Raw genomic sequence first — 20,998 nt, 5'->3', positions numbered from 1 at the left:
TATATTAGCTGATTCATGGCGCTAATCGGGCGCCATCAAGCCATTTTCTTTCAGTCTGTTGAGCACCACCGACGTTTTCAGGTGCGCTACGCTCTTGTTCTGCGCCAGGATCTGGCTAATCAGCGTACTTAGCCCCGGCAGATCGGCAACCGCTACTTTCAGCAGGTAATCGGCATCGCCCGTGGTTTTATAGGCGTCAATAATGGCGTCCACTTCCCCCAGCATCTGGTGAAATCTTTCGACATATTCAGCGGTGTGGTTTATCAATCGGACTTCGATCAATCCCAGGCATTCCAGCCCGATGGCGTTGGGCGACAAGCGGGCATGATAACCGAGAATGAGCTGCGCCTGCTCCAACGCGATACGGCGTCGGGAGCACTGTGAGGCTGAAAGCCCGACCAAAGAGCTCAGTTCCTGATTGGTCAGGCGGCCATTGGCCTGTAGCAGCGTCAGGATTTTCATATCAAAGTCATCAATGGTGTACATGGTTTTTCCTGAGGGGCGTCAGACTGCTCAATAGTCTCTATTTCTTATTGATGAATACGCATAACGCCTATTGCTGCGTGCGGTGTATTTAACGTTGTGAAAATATACTAAGGGTTTTAAATCTTAGAAAGTATTTCATTAGGGCGATTCCTCCGCACCCAGCGTTTTCTTACTTTCTCACTTTTCCACAACACGAAATTATTCGCTTGAACGTGCAAATTTTTTCGCCGCGCTATACATTCCGCTGATTGTGATGAAAGCGGATGATTAACGTAATAAAAAATCGGACTATTTTTAAAGGGGTAAATCATGACGAAATGGGTGTCTCTGGCCTTGTTGCTGATAGCCGGGAGCGTGAGTGCCGAGTCTCATCTGGATAAGGTGCGGCAGACTGGCGTACTGAATGTTTGCACTACCGGCGATTATAAGCCGTATACCTTTCTCCGTGACGATGGCGGTTACGAGGGAATCGATATTGTTATGGCGGGATCGTTGGCAAAAAGTCTGGGTGCCAGGGTGAATTTTGTGCCGACAACCTGGAAAAACTTGATGTCGGATTTTCTGACGGATAAGTGCGATATCGCGATGGGCGGTATTTCCGTCACACTAGAGCGTCAGAAAAAAGTGTTTTTCACCAATCCGCTGGATGTGGATGGAAAAATTCCGCTTGCGCGTTGCGAAAATAAAGATAAATACCAAACCATTGAGCAACTCAATCGACCCTCAGTGCGATTAATTGAACCCGCGGGCGGCACGAATGAAGCCTTCGTTCACGCTTATCTGCCGCAGGCGACGCTGATGTTGCAAGATAACGTGACTATCTTCCAGCAACTGGTGGATAAGAAGGCGGATGTAATGATTACCGAGGCTTCGGAAGCGCTGTTTCAGCAGAAACATTATCCGGAACTGTGTGCGATCAACCCGGAGAAACCGTTACTGTATGGGGAAAAGGCGTATATGTTGCCGCAGGGTGACATGATCTGGAAGCTGTATGTGGATCAGTGGGCGCACTTGACTAAGGCTACCGGTGAATACCGGAAAATTGTCGGCGAGTGGCTGGCCGTCGGACAGTAATGTTGTCAGGTAAAGGAAGCGCCAGCGCTTCCTTTCACATTGGCTACATAGTGCGGTTCAACTATGTTGGTTAAACTATCTTGGTTTAACTATCGCGCGGTTCAACTATCAATGTATTCCAGTCGGGCGCGCTGTGTCAGGCGGGTAATCAACTCGTAAGCGCTGACGCCGGTATGGGCGGCGATTTTCTCTACCGGCAGAACGGCGCCCCACAGGATAACTTCATCGCCCACCTGATCTTGCGCATCGGGGCCGAGATCGACGGTGATCATGTCCATGGAAACCCGACCGGACAGGGGAACTTCACGTCCGTTGATCCACACCGGCGTGCCTGCTGGCGCGCAGCGCGGATAACCATCTCCGTAACCGATAGCCACCACGCCCAGTCGCGTATCGCGCGGACAGATCCAGGCGCCGCCATAGCCGACGGGTTCCCCGGCTTTATGCTCACGCACGGCGATCAGGTGCGACGTCAAGGTCATGGCGGGTTGTAAGCCGAAATGTGCGGCATAGTTATCGTCGAGGGGTGATACGCCGTACAGAATGATGCCGGGACGAACCTGATCGCGGTGCGCCTGCGGCCACAGCAAAATACCGGCGGAGGCGGCGATGGATTGCGCCCCTGGTTTTCCCTGCGCAAATGCATCAAGGCAGGCTAGCTGACGTTCCGTTACGCCCGATCCCGGCTCATCGGCACGGCAGAAATGGCTCATCATGTTCACCGGTTGCACCACATTGTGGCATTCGGTCAGACGTCGCCAGAACGCTTGCGCCTGTTCAGGCAGCACGCCGAGGCGATGCATGCCGGTGTCGAGTTTCATCCACACGCGGATCGGGTGAGGGAGATTCGCCTGTTCCAGCGCCGTAAGTTGCTCAATGCTATGGATCGCGGTTTCAAACTGATGGGCCGCCAGCAGGGGTAGGTCGTCGGCGGAGAAAAAACCTTCAAGCAGCAGGATAGGTTTGGTGATCCCCGCCGCCCGCAGCGTCAGGGCCTCCGTGAGGCGCGCGACGCCGTAGCAGTCGGCGTCATGAAAAGTCTGGGCCGCTTCAACCAGTCCGTGGCCGTAAGCATTGGCTTTTACCACCGCCACCAGACGGCTTTCGGGGGCCAACTGGCGGATGCGTTGCAGGTTATGACGCAAAGCACGGCGGTTAATGACGGCAGTTGCCGTTTTCATTCTTTAATCCTTAACGCATGATTATCATTGTGCGCTATTCATCATCGTATTGTGGGCCGGCATAGTTATCAAAGCGCGACCACTGCCCGTTAAAGGTTAAACGTACCGATCCGATCGGGCCGTTACGCTGTTTCCCTAAAATGATTTCCGCAATTCCCTTCAGGTCACTGTTTTCATGATAAACCTCATCACGATAGATAAACATTATCAGATCGGCATCCTGCTCGATGGAGCCGGATTCACGCAGGTCGGAGTTTACCGGCCGTTTATCCGCGCGTTGTTCCAGACCTCGGTTAAGCTGGGACAGCGCGACAACAGGGACTTGCAATTCTTTTGCCAATGCTTTGAGCGAACGGGATATTTCTGCAATTTCCAGGGTGCGGTTATCCGACAGGGATGGCACGCGCATTAATTGCAGGTAGTCGATCATAATCAGGCTCAAGCCGTCATGTTCGCGGAAGACCCGACGGGCGCGGGAGCGAACTTCCGTTGGCGTCAGGCCGGACGAGTCATCAATGTACATATTGCGTTTTTCCAGCAGAAGTCCCATGGTGCTGGAAATACGCGCCCAGTCTTCGTCATCCAGTTGACCGGTGCGAATACGGGTTTGATCGACGCGGGACAGTGACGCCAGCATACGCATCATGATCTGTTCGCCGGGCATCTCCAGACTGAATATCAGCACCGGTTTATCCTGCATCATGGCGGCGTTTTCGCACAGGTTCATGGCGAAGGTGGTTTTCCCCATCGAAGGACGCGCCGCCACGATAATCAGATCCGATTTCTGCAAACCGGCGGTTTTCTTGTCCAGATCCTGATAGCCGGTGGACACGCCGGTGACGCCGTCATGGGGACGCTGATAAAGCTGCTCGATACGGGAAACGGTATCTTCCAGAATGCGGTCGATGCTTTTCGGCCCCTCATCTTTACTGGCGCGATTTTCGGCGATCTGGAAAACGCGGGATTCCGCCAGATCGAGGAGGTCTTCGCTGCTGCGCCCTTGCGGATCGTAACCCGCGTCGGCAATTTCATTGGCGACGGCAATCATTTCCCGCACCACGGCGCGTTCCCGCACAATATCGGCATAGGCGCCGATATTAGCGGCGCTGGGCGTATTTTTCGCCAGTTCCGCGAGATAGGCGAAACCGCCGGCCGATTCGAGATCGCCTTTCTGTTCCAGCGATTCAGACAGTGTGATCAGGTCGATTGGCCGGTTCATTTCCAACAGACGCTGCATTTCGGCGAAGATCAGACGGTGGGCGCGATTATAGAAATCGTTGGCAACCACCCGTTCCGCCACATTATCCCAGCGCTCATTATCGAGCATCAGTCCACCCAATACCGATTGTTCCGCTTCCAATGAGTGTGGCGGAAGCTTCAACCCTTCCATTTGGCGGTCACGGGGTTGATTCGATTTATTGGTTGGTCTTTTTTCTGCCATGAAGCGAGTTCTTTACCGGTTGATTTGTCATTGGTTAAGGGGGCATTGTATATCCGAATGCATGAAATGACACACTGCAATACGTATTATAGTGAGACAACGAATCCGTCACGGTTAAGGAGATAACATGGCAAAACGTGTTCAGTTCAGGGCCTACGGCGGGCCAGAGGTGCTGCAATATGACGATTTCACGCCCAGTGAACCGGCAGCCGGCGAGGTTCAGGTGGAGAACCGCGCCATCGGCGTCAATTTCATTGACACCTATATTCGCAGCGGCTTGTATCCGGTGCCGGATTTACCTTCCGGGTTGGGTACGGAAGCGGCGGGCGTGGTAACCAAAGTCGGCGCCGGCGTCAGTACGTTTAAGGTCGGCGATCGCGTGGTTTACGCGCAGTCAGGCATGGGCGCCTACAGCGAGGTGCATAATGTCGCCGAGCCGCGCGTCGCTCTTCTGCCGGACGCCATCAGCTTTGAGCAGGCCGCCGCGTCTTTCCTGAAAGGATTGACGGTGTACTATCTGTTGCGTCAGACCTATGAAATCAAACCCAATGAAATTTTCCTGTTCCATGCGGCGGCTGGCGGCGTGGGACTGATAGCTTGTCAGTGGGCGCAAGCGCTGGGCGCTAAATTGATTGGTACGGTGGGTTCCGATGAAAAAGCGCAACGGGCGAAACAGGCTGGCGCCTGGGCAACGATTAACTACAGCACGGAAAATATCGCCCAGCGCGTCGCGGAACTCACCGACGGCAACAAGGTCGCGGTAGTGTATGATTCGGTCGGTAAAGCGACCTGGGAAGCGTCGCTGGACAGCTTGCGCCGCCGTGGACTGATGGTCAGCTTCGGCAATGCGTCGGGGCCGGTAACCGGCGTCAATTTGGGTATCCTCAATCAGAAAGGTTCGCTGTATGTGACGCGACCGTCGCTGTTTGGCTATGTAACGGATCGTGCCGAATTGGATCAGGCCAGCAATGAATTGTTCTCGTTGTTAGCCAGCGGCGCCATCAAGGTGGATGTGCCGCCTGAACAAGTGTTTGCGCTGTCCGATGCACGGGGCGCGCATCAGGCGTTGGAAAGCCGCCGTACACAAGGTTCCTGTTTGTTGATTCCGGGGCGGTAATGCGTCGCTGCATCTGAAAAAGCAGAAGGCCCCCCGATGGGAGGCCTTTGCCATTACGCTAATTTCATCAGGCTGTATGTAGGGTACAGCGGGATAGTCGTCTGGAGGTGTCACTGTGTGACTATTATTTTTCCTGACGGTAATGAAATCGTGTTGTCCGTTGCCATTAATTGTTTGTTTTTTATCGGATGTTTTTCCTGATAGTGATAAAACCGGGTGTCAGGCAAGACAGACAACTAATAGTGACGACATCCTAGCAGCAGCGATCAGAAAAAAATATCTGCTGGAGCACAGTTTTGCATTAAAGGCAGTTTTGCTTCCCTATCCATAATGCATTCTGTGCGCTTGCTGGCTTACCACTCGTTACTTCTGCGGTTACGGTAAGCATATTTACGGTACATATCGCGGTGCGAATTGTATGCCGGTTTGCGCTGCCACCGACGCCACAGCCATACCGCCGCTACCGCCAGCAGCAACCACGGCAGGACTTCAATCGCCATGACGAACAGTCCGCCAATCAGCATAAAAAGAGAAGCGACAAACAATGCCGCGATAACACCCAACAGCGATACGCCTGTCACCATCAGCATGATAAAAAAGCCTATAACGAAGAAAATCTCCAACATGGTGTGCTCCCGTAGCCGCGAAATCTTTTTTTGAACGCCAAAAATAGAAGGCCGCAGTGATGCATGCGGTTGTTAAGAACGCGATGACCGATATCGTTTTGCGTCTCAGGGAGAGTTACAAGAATCGTGCCAGAATGCGTCACTGATAAGTTATTGATTTATCAGTGACGTAAAAAAGTTTTCGGTGAGAGGTTGGTTAAAAAGACTAACTATTGGCCTTTTTCAACGGGCGGAATGGTTAACCCATGCCAGCGCACGTTCGACCACGGCGGCATCCGCCCCTGGTTTATGCGCATTTTCACTCAGGTAACGCCGCCATTGGCGCGCACCCGGCACCCCCTGAAACAGACCGAGCATATGACGGGTTATGTGCCCTAATGCCGCGCCGTTCGAAAGCTCGCGTTCAATGTAGGGATACATGGATTCCACCACGCCCACGATATCCCGGCTGGCCGACGGTTCGCCGAAAAGTTCGTGATCCACCTGCGCCAGAATGCCGGGGTTTTGGTAAGCCTCACGTCCCACCATAACGCCATTAAGATAGTGCAAATGGGTTTTCGCCTCCGCCAGCGTTTTGATGCCGCCGTTGATGGCGATCGTCAGCGCGGGAAAATCACGTTTAAGCTGGTAAACGCGCGGGTAATTCAGCGGCGGGATCTCGCGGTTTTCTTTTGGGCTCAGCCCAGACAGCCAGGCTTTGCGGGCATGGACAATAAACGTATCGCAACCGCCGCGATCGGCCACGGTGTGAATAAAGTCGCACAGAAACTCATAGCTGTCATGATCGTCAATGCCGATACGCGTTTTCACCGTAACCGGGATCGATACCCGATCTTTCATCGCTTTGACACAGTCAGCCACCAGCGCCGCTTCTCCCATCAGACAGGCGCCGAAACGACCGTTCTGCACCCGATCAGACGGGCAACCGACATTCAGATTCACCTCATCATAACCGCGCTGTTCGGCCATAAGCGCGCAGTGCGCCAGCGCCGCCGGGTCGCTGCCGCCCAGTTGCAATGCCAGCGGATGTTCTTCCTCGCTATAAGCCAGATAGTCGCCCTTGCCATGAATAATGGCGCCAGTGGTGACCATTTCGCTATACAGCAGAGTATGACGGCTCAACTGGCGGAGAAAATAACGGCAATGGCGATCGGTCCAATCGAGCATCGGCGCGACGGAGAAGCGTTGGGGGCTGTGTTTTTGCGGATTATCTGTATTCATGCTTGTTTGGGCTGGTTTTTTCGTGGCTGTATTTTGGTGCATTTTTTATATTTCCGCTTTGTCGGCATCCCATTTTACGGGAACCTGAAAGGCGAAAAATCAATATGGCGCACTATAACATAGAGAAGTGTCAACGTACCGATGGCACTGCGCGCTCAGCCGTAAGTATTCAGGATTGGCGATATCATGATGTAAGACGCGAGGGCGCCAGCCAGTTTTTTGCGGCGGAATTTAGTATTGAAGCGGTTGCCGGACACCGCCTGGTGTCACTATCTTATTCGCAACCGCCCGCTTTACAATGGGTATTTAATCCCTGGCGGAGCAGGGTAATCGCGTGTCAAGATTTCTCTCAAAAAACGGGTGACGACTTTGATCCTCGGCATAAACTGCAAATCATGGTGAACCGTCATCCAGATTATCCGGCTTTGGCTAACCTCATGACCCAATACCCGTACCAGACCGAAACGTTCGGCGCGCATGAATTCGGGCAACATTACGATGCCTGCTCCGGCCGCCGCAGAAAACATCTGCGCCACCATACTGCTCGAATTGTAGGCGAAACGCGGGGCGGAAACGGCTTGCGTCAGCCAGCGTACCGAATCGAGTTGCACCAGATCGTCAATGTAGGAAACAAAAAGGTGACGCCGCAGATCGTCGGGTGAAGATAGTTGCTTATGTTGCTGCAAATAACCGGGAGCGGCGTAGAGGTAAAGGGAAAATTTGCCAACCGGCATAATATCAAGCCCCTTCCCATCATAGGGAGAAAAGCTGAGGAACAAATCAGCCTCTCGCCGATTGACATAAACCTGATGCGGCGATGTCACCAGTTCGATATGAACCTGCGGATAAACCTGATTAAACGCGACAAACTGCTCGGAAAGATAAAAAGACGCGATCCCTTCCATCGTGCCGATTCGTACCGAACCAGCAGGTATTTTGCGGTCATGCGCCACCGCTTCACCCTTAAGGGAAATGGCATGAGATTCCATGGCTTCGATATGCGCTATCAACGCCTGTCCACGGGCTGTCATTTTTAATCCCGTCGGATCCCGCTCGAATACCGGCATATTCAGGCATTTTTCCAGATGCGCAATATGGCGACTGACGGTCGAGACGTCAATTTTTAACTGCCGGGCGGCCCTTGACAAGTTACCTGTGCGGGCCACTTCAAGAAAGATGCGTAAATCATTCCAGTTGGGATCTTGCGGTTGCATTGTCGTGTCAGGTCCTGTCGGTAAATGAAGTCTCCTCTGTTTGACAGTATAAGATAGCGCCGTTGTTATTCCCTTTATTTTTCAAATCCGCGTTGTGGTTTTGCCGACTTCTGGAATCACTGTGTTTCCCGAGCGTGGGGAGGAAGTTTTGATGCTGTCTGGTGGGGCGGGTGCTCATTGGTGGTGCAAAAAAACCTTTGCACAAATGCAAAGATATATGCAGATAAACGAAGTGACCACGATTTTCCCTTTGCTAAGATGAAACCTATCACCTGTCTGCTAAATACCGACTAACATTCATAGAGAAATAATTACGATGAAGACAAATAATATAATAAAAGTTGCGGCAGCCCATATCGCACCGGTATTTCTAAATAAAATTAAAACGACTGAAAAAGCCATTGCTATTATTCAGGAAGCCAGTCGCAACGGCGCCAAACTCATCGTATTTCCTGAATCCTATATACCGGCTTTCCCTGTGTGGGCCTCGTTCCGGGCGCCGATTGACAACCATTCGCTTTTTCAGAATATGGTGCAGGAAAGTATTTATGCCGACGGTGCCGAGATTGAGATGATTAAACACGCGGCCACACAGTGTGGCGTATTTGTCTCAATGGGATTTAGCGAACGTTCCCGCCATAGCGTCGCGTGTTTATGGAATAGTAATGTCCTTATTTCCGATGAAGGGGTAGTGCTTAATCACCACCGTAAATTGGTTCCGACCTTTTTTGAAAAAATGATCTGGGCATCCGGCGATGGCGCCGGATTAAAAGTGGCTGAAACCCGCATTGGAAATATCGGCGCGCTGATTTGTGGCGAAAATACCAATCCTCTTGCCCGGTATTCATTGATTGCCCAAAGCGAGCAAATCCATATATCCACCTGGCCCGCGTTATGGCCCACCCGCCGTCCGGGAGACGGCGTGAACTTCGACAATGTCGCGGCAAACCGTTTGCGGGCCAGCGCTCATTCGTTCGAAGCCAAAGCCTTCAGCGTTATCTGCGCAGGCTATATGGACGACTATATGGTTGATTTTCTTGGCGCCGTCGATCCGCAGGCGCGGGACATTTTGCAACGCTCCCCGCGCGGCGCGACCATGTTCGTTAACCCGCGGGGCGAGGCCATCGGCGACTGTTTGTCGGACGAAGAGGGGATCGCTTATGCCGTCTTCGATCTGGACGCTTGTATCGAACCCAAGCAGTTCCACGATGTATCGGGATATTACAATCGGTTTGACGTGTTTTCCATGCGCGTCAATCGTGAGCGGCTGGAACCTGTGGCTTGGGATGATCCCGTTCCGCCTCCTGTCCAGTCGGCTGAGATGTTACCTGAAAAGAAAAGCAGCCAGGAGATCCCATGATGTCAAATGCCCATGCGCCGGCACCGTCTGCGCTTACTTTCCGTCATATCAGGCACAGTTATGCTTCTGGGAAAAAAGATCCCGTTTTAGCGCTCAGCAATGTGGATCTCGCCTTGGCTGAGGGGGAATTCGTCTCTGTGGTGGGGCCTTCCGGTTGCGGTAAGAGCACGTTGTTACAGATTGCGGCGGGGCTGATGCCGCCGAGTGCCGGCACAGTCCATTTTTATGACCAGCAGATCGAGCGGCCACGAAGGGATATTTCCATTGTCTTTCAGGATGCCGTGATGCTGCCCTGGCTCAATATCCTGCAAAACGTCACATTGCCGGTACGGTTGGCGGGCGGCGATATGCGGCAGGCCAATGACAAAGCGATGGAAATGCTCAAACAGGTCGGGCTTGGCGCTTTTACATCGCAGGCGCCTAAAAACCTTTCCGGCGGGATGCGTCAGCGTGCCGGTATTGTCCGCGCGTTGATGAAAGAACCGCGTCTGCTGTTGATGGATGAGCCTTTTGGCGCTCTGGATGCATTAACCCGCGAGCAGATGAATTTTGATTTGGCGCGTATCGCCGAACAGTCCAAATGTACGGTGCTGCTGATCACGCACGGCATCAGCGAGGCGGTCCTGCTGGGCGATCGTGTGGTAGTAATGAGCGCGCGTCCCGGTCGCATTGAAGAAATCATCGATATCGATCTGCCCCGGCCGCGTGGCCGGGGATCCATGCTGGCGCCGCGGTTTGCCGAACTCTGCGATCGCGTGCGGCAGCACTTCAAAAATGACGCCAGCGAGGGGGCCTTCAATCATGACTAAATCCCGGACAATTGACGCGCAGCCCCCTGATTCCGCAGGTTTGCACCTGAAAAAATATGGTCGCGGTTATGCCAGTTTCCTGATTGCGGTCGGGTGCATCCTGCTCTGGCAGTGGCTGGCGGACGTATTTGAGGTTTCACCGCTGATCCTCGCCCGGCCCTCTGAGATTGCCGTTACGCTCTGGAACGGACTGGCGTCTGGATTCTTATGGCCACATATTGCCACCACGGTATTTGAAATGGTCGCGGGATTTTTCGGCGGCGCCATCCTGGGCATTTTTTTCGCTACCCTGATGACGGAATGGACGGGTTTTGGCCGTATTGTGTATCCCTACTTCGCCATTATTCAATGCCTGCCCAAGGTGGCGGTGGCGCCGTTAATCGTCATGTGGATGGGATTCGGCATTGAATCGAAAGTGCTCGTGGTGGTGCTTAACGTTTTCTTTCCGGTGTTGGTGAGCACCGTCTCCGGCCTGTCGGTACAAGATCCCCTGCGCAATGATCTGATGCGTTCGTTGCTCGCTACCCGCTGGCAGAACTTTATCTATGTACGTTTGCCTTCCGCCGCCACGCAAATTTGTTCAGGGTTGAATATCGGCCTGGTACTGGCGCTGACCGGCGCCATCGTCGCCGAATTCGTCGGCGCGCAAAGCGGACTGGGCGTGGTATTGCTCCAGGCGGGCTCTAATCTCGATACCGCCACGTTATTTGCCGTACTGGTCATTCTGACCGTTATCGGTTTAATCGCAAGCCTGTCTCTGATGGCTCTGGAGCGCAGGATAGTCTATTGGGTTGATCGCAGAGGTGGACATTAAGATGAATAAAACCGCAAAACGCTTTTTCTCATGGATCGCCGTAGCCGCGGCGATGGGTTCCGCTAACGGACTACAGGCGCAGGAACTGACCAAGGTAACGGTGATGCAGCCGATCGCCTCCTACGATGTGCGCTATGCTCCCTGGGCGATGGCGCAGGCCAATGGCTACCTTGTGCAGGAGGGGCTGGAGTTGAATATGCCATTGACGAAAGGCTCGATGGTGGTAATACAGCAATTGATTAACGGCGGCGGGGTGTATGCGCAGCTTCCGCCCGACGGGGTAATTATTGCCAATTCCAAAGGCGCCGACCTGAAGTTTTTTTATAGTTTCATTACCAAAAATCCCTTTCCTTTAGCGGTGCTTGATGACAGTACGATTAAAACGCTGGAGGATCTGCGCGGCAAAAAGATTGGCGTATTCTCGCTCTCGGCCGTGCAGTTCTATACCACTCAGGCCATCATGAAGTCGGCGGGTATGGCGAAGGATAAGGATTACCAATTGATTGACGTCGGTTCGGGCGCATCGGCGCTGGCCTCGCTCCAGCGTGGCGACGTTGATGCGCTGGCGCAGGATGCGCTGATCTATGCCGGCTTTAATAACCGCGGCGCAACCTTCCGCTATCTCAGTTCAGAGCAAATCAGCAAGGTTTTCGCCTGGGGACTTGTTTCCACCAGCGCCAATCTGCAAAAAAATCCAGCCCAGGCAACGGCGCTTGCCCGCGCTCTGACGAAAGGCCGGATTGCCTGCGCCGCCGACACCCGAAAATGTATCGAGGCTTATTTCAAGGAATATCCTAATGCTAAACCACCCGGACTCAATACCGAAAAAGCGATAGAAGAGCAGGAACGTATACTCAAGGTCTTCTTGTCATACGGGCCGAAACCGGAAAACGGCCAGTGGGGAAGCTATACGCCCGAATCCTGGGCGGCGGCGATGCAGTACATGGTCGACGCAGGGCTGATTGCCGAGCCGGTGCCGGACGAGCGCATGTATACGTCCGCTCTCTTGCCGCAGATTAACGACTTCGATGAAGCTGCGCTCGACAAGTAAAACTGAGTATCAACCCTCGCAACCGCCAGAAGAGGAGCCCGACGTTATGACAGCTAAAAATAAGCCTGCGTCCCCCGCCTATGAGGTTGAGCGCATTGAGGTCGTGCTTAAGACCGACGACGTGCTGGCCCGTGTTTTCACGCTGGTGCCTGGGGACAAAGTCCCCTGGCATTACCACAAGCTCAGTTCGGATCATTATTTTGTTCTGGCTGGCACGCTGACCATCACGACGGAATTGCCCGCTGATTGCGTCACGCTGACGCCAGGGGAGCGCTGGCGGGTCGATCCTCAGACCCACCATGAAGTTTCCAATCAGGGTGATACGCCAGCCAGGTTTCTGCTGTTACAGGGCGTGGGCGGCTATGATTGGATTAAAGTCGAAAAATAAGCCTGTCCCGTTATGCGGGGCTGAGGAATTCATGATGCAATTAACTGATAAAATCGCGGTAGTCACCGGCGCGGGTTCGGGTATCGGACGCGCCACCGCCATTCGTTTCGCCCGCGAAGGCGCTACGGTCATCGTCGCCGACAAGATCTCCGATCGCGCCTATCAGGTAGTGGGAGAGATCGCCGCCGCAGGCGGCATGGCCCGGCCGTTTTCGCTTGACGTGGCGCAAGCGGCCGAGGTCGAGGCATTGATGGCTTTTACTGTCGCGACCTTCGGCCGCATCGATATCCTGGTCAACAACGCCGGCTATGGTTTTGCCGCCACGGTGTTGGAAACCAGCGAGCAGGAATGGGATGACCTGATGGCGGTTAATGTTAAGGGGGTATTCCTGTGCTGCAAGTATGCTCTGCCCTGTATGATAGCGCAGGGGCATGGCGCCATCGTCAACACCGCCTCGGCGGTATCGGTGGTGGGCATAGAGAGCCGCGCCGCGTATGTGGCTTCCAAAGGCGCGGTCGCCGCGCTGACCCGCGCGCTGGCGCTCGATCACACGCGGCAGAATATCCGCGTGAATTGTCTCGGCGTGGGTACGGTGGATTCGCCGTATTATCAGGAGATCATGGCGAAAAGCGATGACCCGGAAGCGTTGATGGACGGACTGCGGAATCGCCAGCTTGTCGGGCGTCTCGGCACGGCGGATGAGATTGCGGCGGCGATGGTGTTCCTGGCAAGCGACGCCGCCTCGTTTTGTACCGGTTCGACGCTATTCGTCGACGGCGGCTGGACCGCGCGATAAACAACACGGGCTATGGCCCTGATGTGAACGCCCCCGAACCGAGGTGTGTCGATGAAAAGGTTATGATTCGCCGCCTCCGTCTGAGTTGAAGCATTTGCGTCAGTTGGGGGAGGAGAACCGGGGGTGCCATCTCCCTTGGCGCTTACCGTTCTCACTTTTTAGTGTGCCAGCATTAACCACTCGCTCGCATCATCAAACATTTCTTCAACCAGGCGGTTCAGGATGGCCTTATCCGATTTACTGGCGTCGGTGTTAATCCCGTTAGCCTGCATGGGTTTAACCTTCACATTGGCGTCAGGGAACATGCGATGCACTCTCTTGGTTAGCTCGGTCAAAATCAGATCGTTCGCTCCGGGAATCTCTTTCACATTGCGCTTATCGTAAATCAGTTCAACAAACATTGTGGATACCATTATCTGGATGAAAGACGTATTTATACTGTATATGCAATCAGTGTTCAATGAGGGGGTTTTACAAGATATAACGTATCAGCCCCCTTATGGCATCCCCAATACAAGCTATTTTATTCCTGGCTATTTTATTCCTGGCACTTGCTAATAATGCGGCTTTACCGCGTCCCTCTTATTTTATCTGCTCAGCGACGTCTGATTTGATAACGTGTATTTTTGCCTTGTCCGCGTAATTTCTCAATACACGCTTTTGTCAGCAAATCGATTAGATGTCGTGTTGCAGTTTCGGCTCAAATGACAAGCCGAATCTTGTCCCGATTCGGCTCATCGCTGCTCTAGCGCTTGCTGTAAACGCAATGGGACGCCGGCGGCATACTGCTTAAGCTGATGAATAAACATATCCACCAGCGCCGAGGCGGGGCGATGCAACGGGCGAATCAGGCTGACGGTGAAAGGGACATCAATACTGAAAGGACGCACAGCAATACCGGAAGCGGCATAGTCCAGCGCGGTCAGCGGATTGACAATCGAAAGGCCGACGCCGGCGCGTACCATGGCGCAGACCGAGGCGGCGTTGTGTGTTTCCAGCACCATGCGGCGCGCTATGTTTTGTTCCTGAAACAGTTTATCCAGCAGTTGGCGATAGCTGTCGGCACTGGACAGGCTGATGAAGGGTTCGCCGGTAAAATCGGCTGGCGTCAGCACGGTTTTGGCCGCCAGAGGGTGTGCGGCGGGCAGTACGCAGACTTCGTTGAGCAACATTAATGTTTGCCGCTCTGTACCGGCAGGCGTGATGTTGGTTTCCGTCAGCCCCAGATCGTGACGTTGGGCGGAAAGCCACTCTTCGAGCAGCGGCGACTCTTGTGGAATGATGTGCAGGCTAAGCTGAGGATAACGGGTCAGCAGCGGTTTGCACACCTCAGGCAGCAGCGATTGGGAAAATACCGGCAGACAGGCGACCGAAAGCTGTGCCTGCTGAAAACGGCGGATATCGTGGGCGGCGTTGATAATTCTGTCCAGCCCGTAGTAAGAGCGCTGCACCTCTTCAAACAATTGCAATCCTTGTGCCGTGGGATAAAGCCGCCCTCGCACTCGCTCAAACAGGGTTATTTGAATCAGTTTTTCAAACCGCGCCAACTCCCGGCTGACCGTCGGCTGCGAGGTGTTCAACAATGCAGCGGCTTCCGTCAAATTGCCGGAAGTCATGACCGCATGGAAAATCTCAATGTGTCGCAGTGATATCGCCGCCATGTCGTCCTCTTAGCCAACAGCCTCTATCCATATCATAAATGAATAGACTCTGCTTAAAACGATATTTGTTTATCATTATGGTCATTTTTATAGTGGGGATCGGTAATTTCAAACGCTTTACGAATAATGGGTAATTAATATCATGCCACACAATCTCAACGACATGACGCACGTACTGAATGCAGCAAGCCTGCGTGAACTTCCCGCGCGTTTTGGCTGCCCGGTCTGGGCTTATGATGCGCAAACCATCATTGATCGCGTCGCGCAATTGCGTCAGTTCGATACCATTCGCTTTGCACAGAAAGCCTGCTCCAATACGCATATCCTGCGTCTGATGCGTCAGCAAGGGGTGAAAGTGGATTCGGTTTCTCTGGGGGAAATCGAGCGTGCGCTGGTGGCCGGTTTTGTGCCGGGGACCGAGGCGCATGAGATCGTGTTCACTGCCGATCTGCTTGATCGTCCGACATTACAGCGGGTTGCGGCGCTAAATATCCCGGTTAACGCCGGTTCGGTGGATATGCTAGAGCAGTTGGGGCGTCAGTCGCCGGGTCATCCGATCTGGTTGCGCGTGAATCCCGGTTTCGGTCACGGTCATAGTCAGAAAACCAACACCGGCGGCGAAAACAGCAAGCACGGCATCTGGTTCGGCGATCTGCCGTTGGCGCTGGCGCATATCCAGCGCTATCAGTTACAACTGGTGGGGATCCATATGCACATTGGCTCCGGTGTGGACTACGGCCATCTGGAACAGGTATGCGACGCGATGGTGCAGCAGGTTATCTCGCTGGGTCAGGATCTTCAGGCGATTTCCGCAGGCGGCGGATTATCGATCCCGTATCGTGAGGGCGAAGAGGCGATCGATACTCAGCACTATTTCGGTCTGTGGAACGCTGCGCGTGAAAAAATTGCCGCTCATCTGAGCCATCCGGTGACGCTGGAAATCGAGCCAGGCCGTTTTCTGGTGGCGGAATCGGGCGTGTTGGTGGCTGAGGTTCGCGCGTTTAAAGATATGGGGCGCCGTCACTTTGTTCTGGTTGACGCAGGATTTAACGATCTGATGCGTCCGGCGATGTACGGCAGCTATCACCACATATCCTTGCTGGCGGGCGATGGCCGCGATCTCAGTCAGGCTACGCTGCGCGACAGCGTGATTGGCGGGCCGCTGTGTGAATCAGGGGATGTATTTACCCAGCAGGCAGGCGGCGGCGTGGAAACCTTCGCGTTGCCGGATGCGCAGGTGGGGGATTATCTGGTATTCCACGATACCGGCGCTTATGGCGCCTCAATGTCTTCCAATTACAACAGCCGACCACTGCTGCCGGAAGTGTTGTTCGAAAATGGCGAACCGCGGCTGATTCGCCGCCGTCAGACGCTGGAAGAATTGCTGGCGCTGGAGTTGGTTTAATCAGGATGATTTGCGGGAAGCGTCGGTTGATGCTTTCCTCACGCAACGACCTGGCTGGGAGCGGCAAGCTGCCAGCCAAAGCTGAACCTTTCGACGCCCATCAGATAAGCCTTCATATCTGGCAGAAGAACAATACAATGTGATAAGCCTCTCGCTGCCTTGTGTATTGACACAGTTTTTTTATCAAAACGATCAGTTTTTTTCATGTCTACATACATAGTAAGCGCTATTCAGGCGTAATAGAATAATTATAGTGAAATATTAAGAGGCTTGAAGTTATAGATTTATTAATTTTGCGATTTGTGAAATTAAAAAACCATTTTAATACAAATCCATCAGGGAAAAAGTTTGTATTATTACCCTATTTTTTATTTAAAATAAAAGAGGTTTAATTATGAACGGAATGGAACCCCTTGGTTGGTATGGGGCATTGATTGGCTTATTTATTGCTATATTTCTTATTTTGAAAAAAGTTAATCCGGTTTATTCATTATTCTTTGGCGCCATTGTTGGTGCGGTAATCGGTGGCGCTAATTTAGAACAAACGATATCGTTATTGACTTCCGGTACGCAAAGCGTAATGGGAACCGTTATTCGTGTGTTAGCTGCCGGGGTATTGGCGGGCGTGATGATGGAATCCGGCGCGGCAGAAACCATTGCTCAGGCGATTGTAAAAAAAATGGGCGAAGGGAAAGCCATTTTATCCTTGACGCTGGCGACAATGATCATTACTTCCGTTGGCGTATTTATTCCAGTCGCTGTATTGATTGTCGCACCAATTGCGCTGTCTGTCGGCAATAAAATGGGCTTGTCGAAATTAGCGCTGTTACTGGCGCTTTCCGGCGGCGGGAAAGCGGGAAATATTATTTCACCAAATCCGAATACCATTGCTGCGGCGAATGGTTTTAATCTGAGTCTGAGCGATGTGATGATAGCCGGTTTTATTCCTGCCGTTTGCGGCATGCTGATGGCCGTATTGGTTGCAAGCTTATTAAAAAATAAAGGTATTAAGGTCAGTGACGAGGAAGCGAATGCGCTCTCCGTCAAAAGCAATGATCGCGTTTATCCGTCGCTTGGTAAAGCTATCGTGGCGCCGCTGGTCGCAGTTGTCCTGCTGATGATTAATCCGGTTGGTTCTATTTTGAATATTAGCGCGCTCTCCTCCTTTAAACTTGATGCCATGTATGTTCTGCCGCTGGCGGGGTTCGTGGGACTGATTGCCATGGGGCAGCGGAATAAAATGCTGGCTTATACTGCATCCGGTTTGGAAAAAATGACCGCCACCGTACTGATTTTAATCGGTGCGGGCGCTATCGCCGGATTAATTGCCGCGTCCAATTTATCTATCCAGGTCGTTGCATTAATTAATGTACTCGGTATTTCCGGCACCTTCCTGGCGCCGATATCCGGTATTTTGATGGCCGCGGCCACGGCATCGACATCCACTGGCGTTATTTTGGCGACCGGTACGTTTGGCGATGCGATTTCACACGTAGGGGCAACCCCTATTGCTTCCGCGGTTATGGTTCATACCGGCGCAACGGTCATTGATTCTCTGCCTCAGGGTAATTATTTCCATGTCACGGCGCAGAGCATGAATATGAGCATCCGACAGCGCATGACGTTAATTCCTTATGAGGCAATGGTGGGTGGAGTCATGGTTATTGTCTCAACGATTTTGTACGGTTTTATTTTATAAGATAGAGAGATAATGAGAATGAAAAATGAAACGTTCGTTTTAGCCCCGGACTCCTTTAAAGAAAGTATGACGGCGAAAGAAGTGTGTATTGCCATGGAGAAAGGGTTGAAAAAAATATTCCCTGACGCCAGCTATATTCATGTCCCGATGGCGGATGGCGGCGAAGGCACTGTACAGTCATTAATTGATGCAACTCAGGGGCATATTTTCCAGCAAAGGGTGGTCGGCCCGCTGGGTGAACTGGTTGACGCCAGCTATGGCATTATGGGCGATGGCAAGACGGCTGTAATTGAAATGGCTTCAGCCAGCGGTATTCACTATGTGAGTCAAGATAACCGGAATCCGTTAATTACGACAACTTACGGTACGGGTCAATTAATTCGCGCTTGTCTGGATAAAGGGATTAAAAAGATCATCCTTGGCATTGGCGGCAGCGCGACCAATGACGGCGGCATGGGGATGGCGGAAGCACTGGGCGTGAAATTCTACGATGAAGCCGGTGAACCATTAAGCCAGGGCGGTGGCGCATTAGAAAAACTACATCATATTGATATTACTGGTATTGATCCCCGGCTGACCCGTATTGATATCCTGGTGGCCTGCGATGTGACCAATCCGTTGTGTGGCAAAAACGGCGCGTCACATATTTTTGGGCCGCAAAAAGGGGCGACACCGGAAATGGTCAAAACGCTTGATAGCAATTTGTCTCATTATGCGGACATTATTAAAGCGCAACTGGGTAAAGACATTGCCACTCAACCCGGCGCGGGCGCGGCAGGGGGATTGGGCGCGGGATTGATGGCGTTCACCGATTGCACGTTGCAAAAAGGCATTGATATTGTCATTGAATACAGCGGATTGCGCGAAAAACTGATCAACGCTAATTTCTGTTTTACCGGGGAAGGGCGCATTGATAGCCAAACCAAATTCGGTAAAACCCCTCACGGTGTAGCCAAAACCGCGAAGGAGAAGAATGTACCGGTTATTGCCGTATCTGGTTGTGTGGGCAGCGGCGTGGACGATCTCTATCAGGAAGGTATTGATGCGATTTTTAGTATCATTCCGCATGCGAAAAGTATTGATGAATTATTACAGGAAGGGCCGTTAAATATGGAGCATGCCTGTGAAAATATCGGTCGGTTAATTAAACTCGCGTCCGTTACGCATTGAAATATTTATTACCTTTGGGTATGCAGGCTGGCGGATGTCCGCCAGCCTGCATGTCAAAATTAGACAGCGATAAGTATGTTATGCTCATACTATTTATACCGTTGTAATAATGATGAGCGCGGTGTTATTTAAAATCGGCATAGATAGCGTTGTTCCAGGGATGAATCGACATTAAATGAGAATTTAATCGCCGTATTACTTTTTATGTCGTCACGCTGAGGATAACTGATGGCTGACTATGATTTTGATGAAAAATTGGCGCGTTCTATTGTTGAGCGAACCATGCAGATTATTGATTGTAACGTCAATGTCATGGATGCAAAAGGGCGGATTATCGGTAGCGGCGATAAAGAACGAGTGGGAGAAATACATGAGGGTGCGTTGCTGGCATTGACGCAGGAGCGGATTGTCAATATCGACGATGCGTCCATGCATACGTTACAGGGAGTAAAACCGGGTATTAATCTGCCGTTGCGTTTAAATAGCAACATTGTCGGGGTGATTGGACTGACGGGCGATCCCGCCGGGCTGCGTCAATATGGTGAGCTGGTTTGCATGACGGCGGAAATGATGCTGGAACAGGCCCGATTGCTCCAGCTACTGGCGCAAAACAGTCGTTTGCGCGAAGAACTGGTGCTAAATCTGGTGCGCACGACGGCCTACTCGCCCACATTATACGAATGGGCGCAGCGCTTAGGGGTCGATCTGCAAAAACCCCGCATTGCGATGATTGTCGAGTTGGATAGCGGGCAGTTGGGCGTCAGCACCGCCATGACCGAATTACAGCAATTGCAGTCGCTGCTGATGGAAAGCGATAAAGATGACCTGATGGCTATCGTTTCTTTGACGGAGATGGTGGTGCTAAAGTCCGCGTTTATTCACGCGGAACGCTGGGAACCGGGGGAACACAAACGGCGGATGGAAAAGTTATATCGTCGGCTACAAGAGGAAAGCACGCTTCGTGTACGCTTGGCGTTGGGCAACTTCTTCCCCGGTGACGGCGGCGTCGAACGTTCATATCATACCGCCAAAACAACCATGAAAGTGGGTAAGCAGCGCATGCCGGATGTACAGTGTTATTATTATCAGGATATGGAGCTTCCGGTTCTGCTCGATAGTTTACGCGGAGGATGGCAGGCCAATGAGCTTGTTCGTCCACTGCGTCGTTTAAAAGCGATGGACAACAATGGCGTCTTCAGAAAAACGCTGCATACGTGGTTTAGCCATAATTTGCAAGCGGCTGTCACAGCCAATGCGCTTTTCATTCACAAGAATACGCTGGACTATCGGTTACATCGTATTTCTGAACTGACAGGCCTTAATCTGGCAAATTTCGACGACCGTTTTCTGCTGTATGTTGCCGTACAGTTGGATGATGAATAGGCCACGCGGATTATCCGTTGTTGGCGCAACCGACTTTTTTCCCTCACCTGAGCGCTGACGATTTCCAGCATCCACGATTTGGACTCAATGATCCGCTTTTCT

Annotated in this window: 20 protein-coding genes; 12 read left to right on the top strand and 8 right to left on the bottom strand. The window is 52.4% G+C overall.

Annotated elements, in window-relative coordinates; translation table 11 throughout:
- Positions 1–21 precede the first annotated feature (21 nt).
- Entirely contained in the window at positions 22–486 is a 465-nt protein-coding gene (locus DES54_RS01950; RefSeq protein ID WP_113864943.1) for an Lrp/AsnC family transcriptional regulator, read from the bottom strand.
- A 309-nt stretch (positions 487–795) separates the two neighbouring features.
- On the opposite strand from DES54_RS01950, the gene DES54_RS01945 reads away from it, so the two are divergent.
- Positions 796–1,560: a transporter substrate-binding domain-containing protein gene (locus DES54_RS01945; protein ID WP_113864942.1), complete on the top strand. Its 765-nt coding sequence runs from the start codon at positions 796–798 to the stop codon at positions 1,558–1,560.
- A gap of 101 nt (positions 1,561–1,661) precedes the next feature.
- On the opposite strand, the gene alr is transcribed toward DES54_RS01945, so the two are convergent.
- A complete protein-coding gene (gene alr, locus DES54_RS01940) occupies positions 1,662–2,741 on the bottom strand; it encodes an alanine racemase (protein WP_113864941.1) in 1,080 nt (359 codons plus the stop codon).
- Between the two features lie 34 nt (positions 2,742–2,775).
- Positions 2,776–4,182: a replicative DNA helicase gene (gene dnaB / locus DES54_RS01935; RefSeq protein WP_113864940.1), complete on the bottom strand. Its 1,407-nt coding sequence runs from the start codon at positions 4,180–4,182 to the stop codon at positions 2,776–2,778.
- Positions 4,183–4,309: 127 nt separating this feature from the next.
- On the opposite strand from dnaB, the gene DES54_RS01930 reads away from it, so the two are divergent.
- On the top strand, positions 4,310–5,299 hold the full coding sequence (locus DES54_RS01930; protein ID WP_113864939.1) for a quinone oxidoreductase: 990 nt from the start codon (positions 4,310–4,312) through the stop codon (positions 5,297–5,299).
- 353 nt (positions 5,300–5,652) lie between these two features.
- Here the strand turns inward: DES54_RS01930 and pspG are convergent, their stop codons facing one another.
- From pspG to DES54_RS01915, 3 genes are all read right to left on the bottom strand, one after another.
- Positions 5,653–5,925 carry an envelope stress response protein PspG gene (pspG, locus tag DES54_RS01925; protein WP_113864938.1) on the bottom strand — a complete coding sequence of 91 codons (273 nt, stop codon included), beginning with the start codon at positions 5,923–5,925 and terminating at the stop codon, positions 5,653–5,655.
- 222 nt (positions 5,926–6,147) lie between these two features.
- Positions 6,148–7,146 (bottom strand): tRNA dihydrouridine(20/20a) synthase DusA, encoded by a 999-nt coding sequence (gene dusA, locus DES54_RS01920; RefSeq protein ID WP_338075469.1) that lies wholly within the window; start codon positions 7,144–7,146, stop codon positions 6,148–6,150.
- Between the two features lie 293 nt (positions 7,147–7,439).
- Positions 7,440–8,360: a LysR family transcriptional regulator gene (locus tag DES54_RS01915; RefSeq protein ID WP_113864936.1), complete on the bottom strand. Its 921-nt coding sequence runs from the start codon at positions 8,358–8,360 to the stop codon at positions 7,440–7,442.
- Between the two features lie 316 nt (positions 8,361–8,676).
- Between DES54_RS01915 and DES54_RS01910 the strand changes: the two genes are divergently transcribed.
- Genes DES54_RS01910 through DES54_RS01885 form a run of 6 tightly spaced genes read left to right on the top strand, consistent with a single transcriptional unit; the run spans position 8,677 to position 13,578 of the window.
- A complete protein-coding gene (locus DES54_RS01910; RefSeq protein ID WP_113864935.1) occupies positions 8,677–9,720 on the top strand; it encodes a carbon-nitrogen hydrolase family protein in 1,044 nt (347 codons plus the stop codon).
- On the top strand, positions 9,717–10,529 hold the full coding sequence (locus DES54_RS01905; protein ID WP_205680160.1) for an ABC transporter ATP-binding protein: 813 nt from the start codon (positions 9,717–9,719) through the stop codon (positions 10,527–10,529). Before DES54_RS01910 ends, DES54_RS01905 begins: the two co-directional genes overlap by 4 nt.
- On the top strand, positions 10,522–11,343 hold the full coding sequence (locus DES54_RS01900; protein ID WP_169050415.1) for an ABC transporter permease: 822 nt from the start codon (positions 10,522–10,524) through the stop codon (positions 11,341–11,343). The genes DES54_RS01905 and DES54_RS01900 overlap by 8 nt, the downstream gene beginning before the upstream one ends.
- Before the next feature lies 1 nt (position 11,344).
- Entirely contained in the window at positions 11,345–12,394 is a 1,050-nt protein-coding gene (locus DES54_RS01895; protein WP_113864932.1) for an ABC transporter substrate-binding protein, read from the top strand.
- Positions 12,395–12,440: 46 nt separating this feature from the next.
- Positions 12,441–12,782 (top strand): cupin domain-containing protein, encoded by a 342-nt coding sequence (locus DES54_RS01890; RefSeq protein WP_169050416.1) that lies wholly within the window; start codon positions 12,441–12,443, stop codon positions 12,780–12,782.
- 34 nt (positions 12,783–12,816) lie between these two features.
- Entirely contained in the window at positions 12,817–13,578 is a 762-nt protein-coding gene (locus tag DES54_RS01885; RefSeq protein ID WP_113864930.1) for an SDR family oxidoreductase, read from the top strand.
- A gap of 158 nt (positions 13,579–13,736) precedes the next feature.
- Here the strand turns inward: DES54_RS01885 and DES54_RS01880 are convergent, their stop codons facing one another.
- Positions 13,737–13,979, bottom strand: a complete 243-nt coding sequence (locus DES54_RS01880; protein WP_113864929.1) for a DinI-like family protein — start codon at positions 13,977–13,979, stop codon at positions 13,737–13,739.
- 333 nt (positions 13,980–14,312) lie between these two features.
- Positions 14,313–15,239 (bottom strand): LysR family transcriptional regulator, encoded by a 927-nt coding sequence (locus DES54_RS01875; protein ID WP_113864928.1) that lies wholly within the window; start codon positions 15,237–15,239, stop codon positions 14,313–14,315.
- A gap of 142 nt (positions 15,240–15,381) precedes the next feature.
- Between DES54_RS01875 and lysA the strand changes: the two genes are divergently transcribed.
- The 4 genes from lysA to DES54_RS01850 all read left to right on the top strand — a co-directional run bounded on the left by lysA (position 15,382) and on the right by DES54_RS01850 (position 20,896).
- Positions 15,382–16,644 (top strand): diaminopimelate decarboxylase, encoded by a 1,263-nt coding sequence (lysA, locus tag DES54_RS01870; RefSeq protein WP_113864927.1) that lies wholly within the window; start codon positions 15,382–15,384, stop codon positions 16,642–16,644.
- Positions 16,645–17,038: 394 nt separating this feature from the next.
- Positions 17,039–18,343 (top strand): GntP family permease, encoded by a 1,305-nt coding sequence (locus DES54_RS01860; RefSeq protein ID WP_113864925.1) that lies wholly within the window; start codon positions 17,039–17,041, stop codon positions 18,341–18,343.
- A 12-nt stretch (positions 18,344–18,355) separates the two neighbouring features.
- Positions 18,356–19,513, top strand: coding sequence for a glycerate kinase family protein (locus DES54_RS01855; RefSeq protein WP_205680161.1), 1,158 nt, complete (start codon positions 18,356–18,358; stop codon positions 19,511–19,513).
- Between the two features lie 228 nt (positions 19,514–19,741).
- Complete coding sequence (locus DES54_RS01850) at positions 19,742–20,896, top strand: CdaR family transcriptional regulator (RefSeq protein WP_113864923.1); 1,155 nt, start codon at positions 19,742–19,744, stop codon at positions 20,894–20,896.
- Positions 20,897–20,998 lie beyond the last annotated feature (102 nt).

It is taken from the genome of Brenneria salicis ATCC 15712 = DSM 30166, assembly GCF_003315515.1.
In the GTDB taxonomy this organism is placed as follows: Bacteria; Pseudomonadota; Gammaproteobacteria; order Enterobacterales; family Enterobacteriaceae; genus Brenneria; species Brenneria salicis.
Note: the sequence above shows the minus strand (reverse complement) of the source record. Positions and strands in the feature narration are given on the sequence as shown.

Excerpts from the sequence above, each read along its gene's own strand:
- DES54_RS01900 (WP_169050415.1), top strand. The coding sequence starts at position 10,522 with ATGACTAAATCCCGGACAATTGACGCGCAGCCCCCTGATTCCGCAGGT.
- DES54_RS01890 (WP_169050416.1), top strand. The coding sequence starts at position 12,441 with ATGACAGCTAAAAATAAGCCTGCGTCCCCCGCCTATGAGGTTGAGCGC.
- DES54_RS01915 (WP_113864936.1), bottom strand. The coding sequence starts at position 8,360 with ATGCAACCGCAAGATCCCAACTGGAATGATTTACGCATCTTTCTTGAA.
- DES54_RS01850 (WP_113864923.1), top strand. The coding sequence starts at position 19,742 with ATGGCTGACTATGATTTTGATGAAAAATTGGCGCGTTCTATTGTTGAG.
- DES54_RS01945 (WP_113864942.1), top strand. The coding sequence starts at position 796 with ATGACGAAATGGGTGTCTCTGGCCTTGTTGCTGATAGCCGGGAGCGTG.
- DES54_RS01910 (WP_113864935.1), top strand. The coding sequence starts at position 8,677 with ATGAAGACAAATAATATAATAAAAGTTGCGGCAGCCCATATCGCACCG.
- DES54_RS01875 (WP_113864928.1), bottom strand. The coding sequence starts at position 15,239 with ATGGCGGCGATATCACTGCGACACATTGAGATTTTCCATGCGGTCATG.
- DES54_RS01930 (WP_113864939.1), top strand. The coding sequence starts at position 4,310 with ATGGCAAAACGTGTTCAGTTCAGGGCCTACGGCGGGCCAGAGGTGCTG.
- DES54_RS01855 (WP_205680161.1), top strand. The coding sequence starts at position 18,356 with ATGAGAATGAAAAATGAAACGTTCGTTTTAGCCCCGGACTCCTTTAAA.
- DES54_RS01895 (WP_113864932.1), top strand. The coding sequence starts at position 11,345 with ATGAATAAAACCGCAAAACGCTTTTTCTCATGGATCGCCGTAGCCGCG.
- DES54_RS01905 (WP_205680160.1), top strand. The coding sequence starts at position 9,717 with ATGATGTCAAATGCCCATGCGCCGGCACCGTCTGCGCTTACTTTCCGT.
- dnaB (WP_113864940.1), bottom strand. The coding sequence starts at position 4,182 with ATGGCAGAAAAAAGACCAACCAATAAATCGAATCAACCCCGTGACCGC.
- DES54_RS01950 (WP_113864943.1), bottom strand. The coding sequence starts at position 486 with ATGTACACCATTGATGACTTTGATATGAAAATCCTGACGCTGCTACAG.
- dusA (WP_338075469.1), bottom strand. The coding sequence starts at position 7,146 with ATGAATACAGATAATCCGCAAAAACACAGCCCCCAACGCTTCTCCGTC.
- DES54_RS01860 (WP_113864925.1), top strand. The coding sequence starts at position 17,039 with ATGAACGGAATGGAACCCCTTGGTTGGTATGGGGCATTGATTGGCTTA.
- DES54_RS01885 (WP_113864930.1), top strand. The coding sequence starts at position 12,817 with ATGCAATTAACTGATAAAATCGCGGTAGTCACCGGCGCGGGTTCGGGT.
- pspG (WP_113864938.1), bottom strand. The coding sequence starts at position 5,925 with ATGTTGGAGATTTTCTTCGTTATAGGCTTTTTTATCATGCTGATGGTG.
- lysA (WP_113864927.1), top strand. The coding sequence starts at position 15,382 with ATGCCACACAATCTCAACGACATGACGCACGTACTGAATGCAGCAAGC.
- DES54_RS01880 (WP_113864929.1), bottom strand. The coding sequence starts at position 13,979 with ATGTTTGTTGAACTGATTTACGATAAGCGCAATGTGAAAGAGATTCCC.
- alr (WP_113864941.1), bottom strand. The coding sequence starts at position 2,741 with ATGAAAACGGCAACTGCCGTCATTAACCGCCGTGCTTTGCGTCATAAC.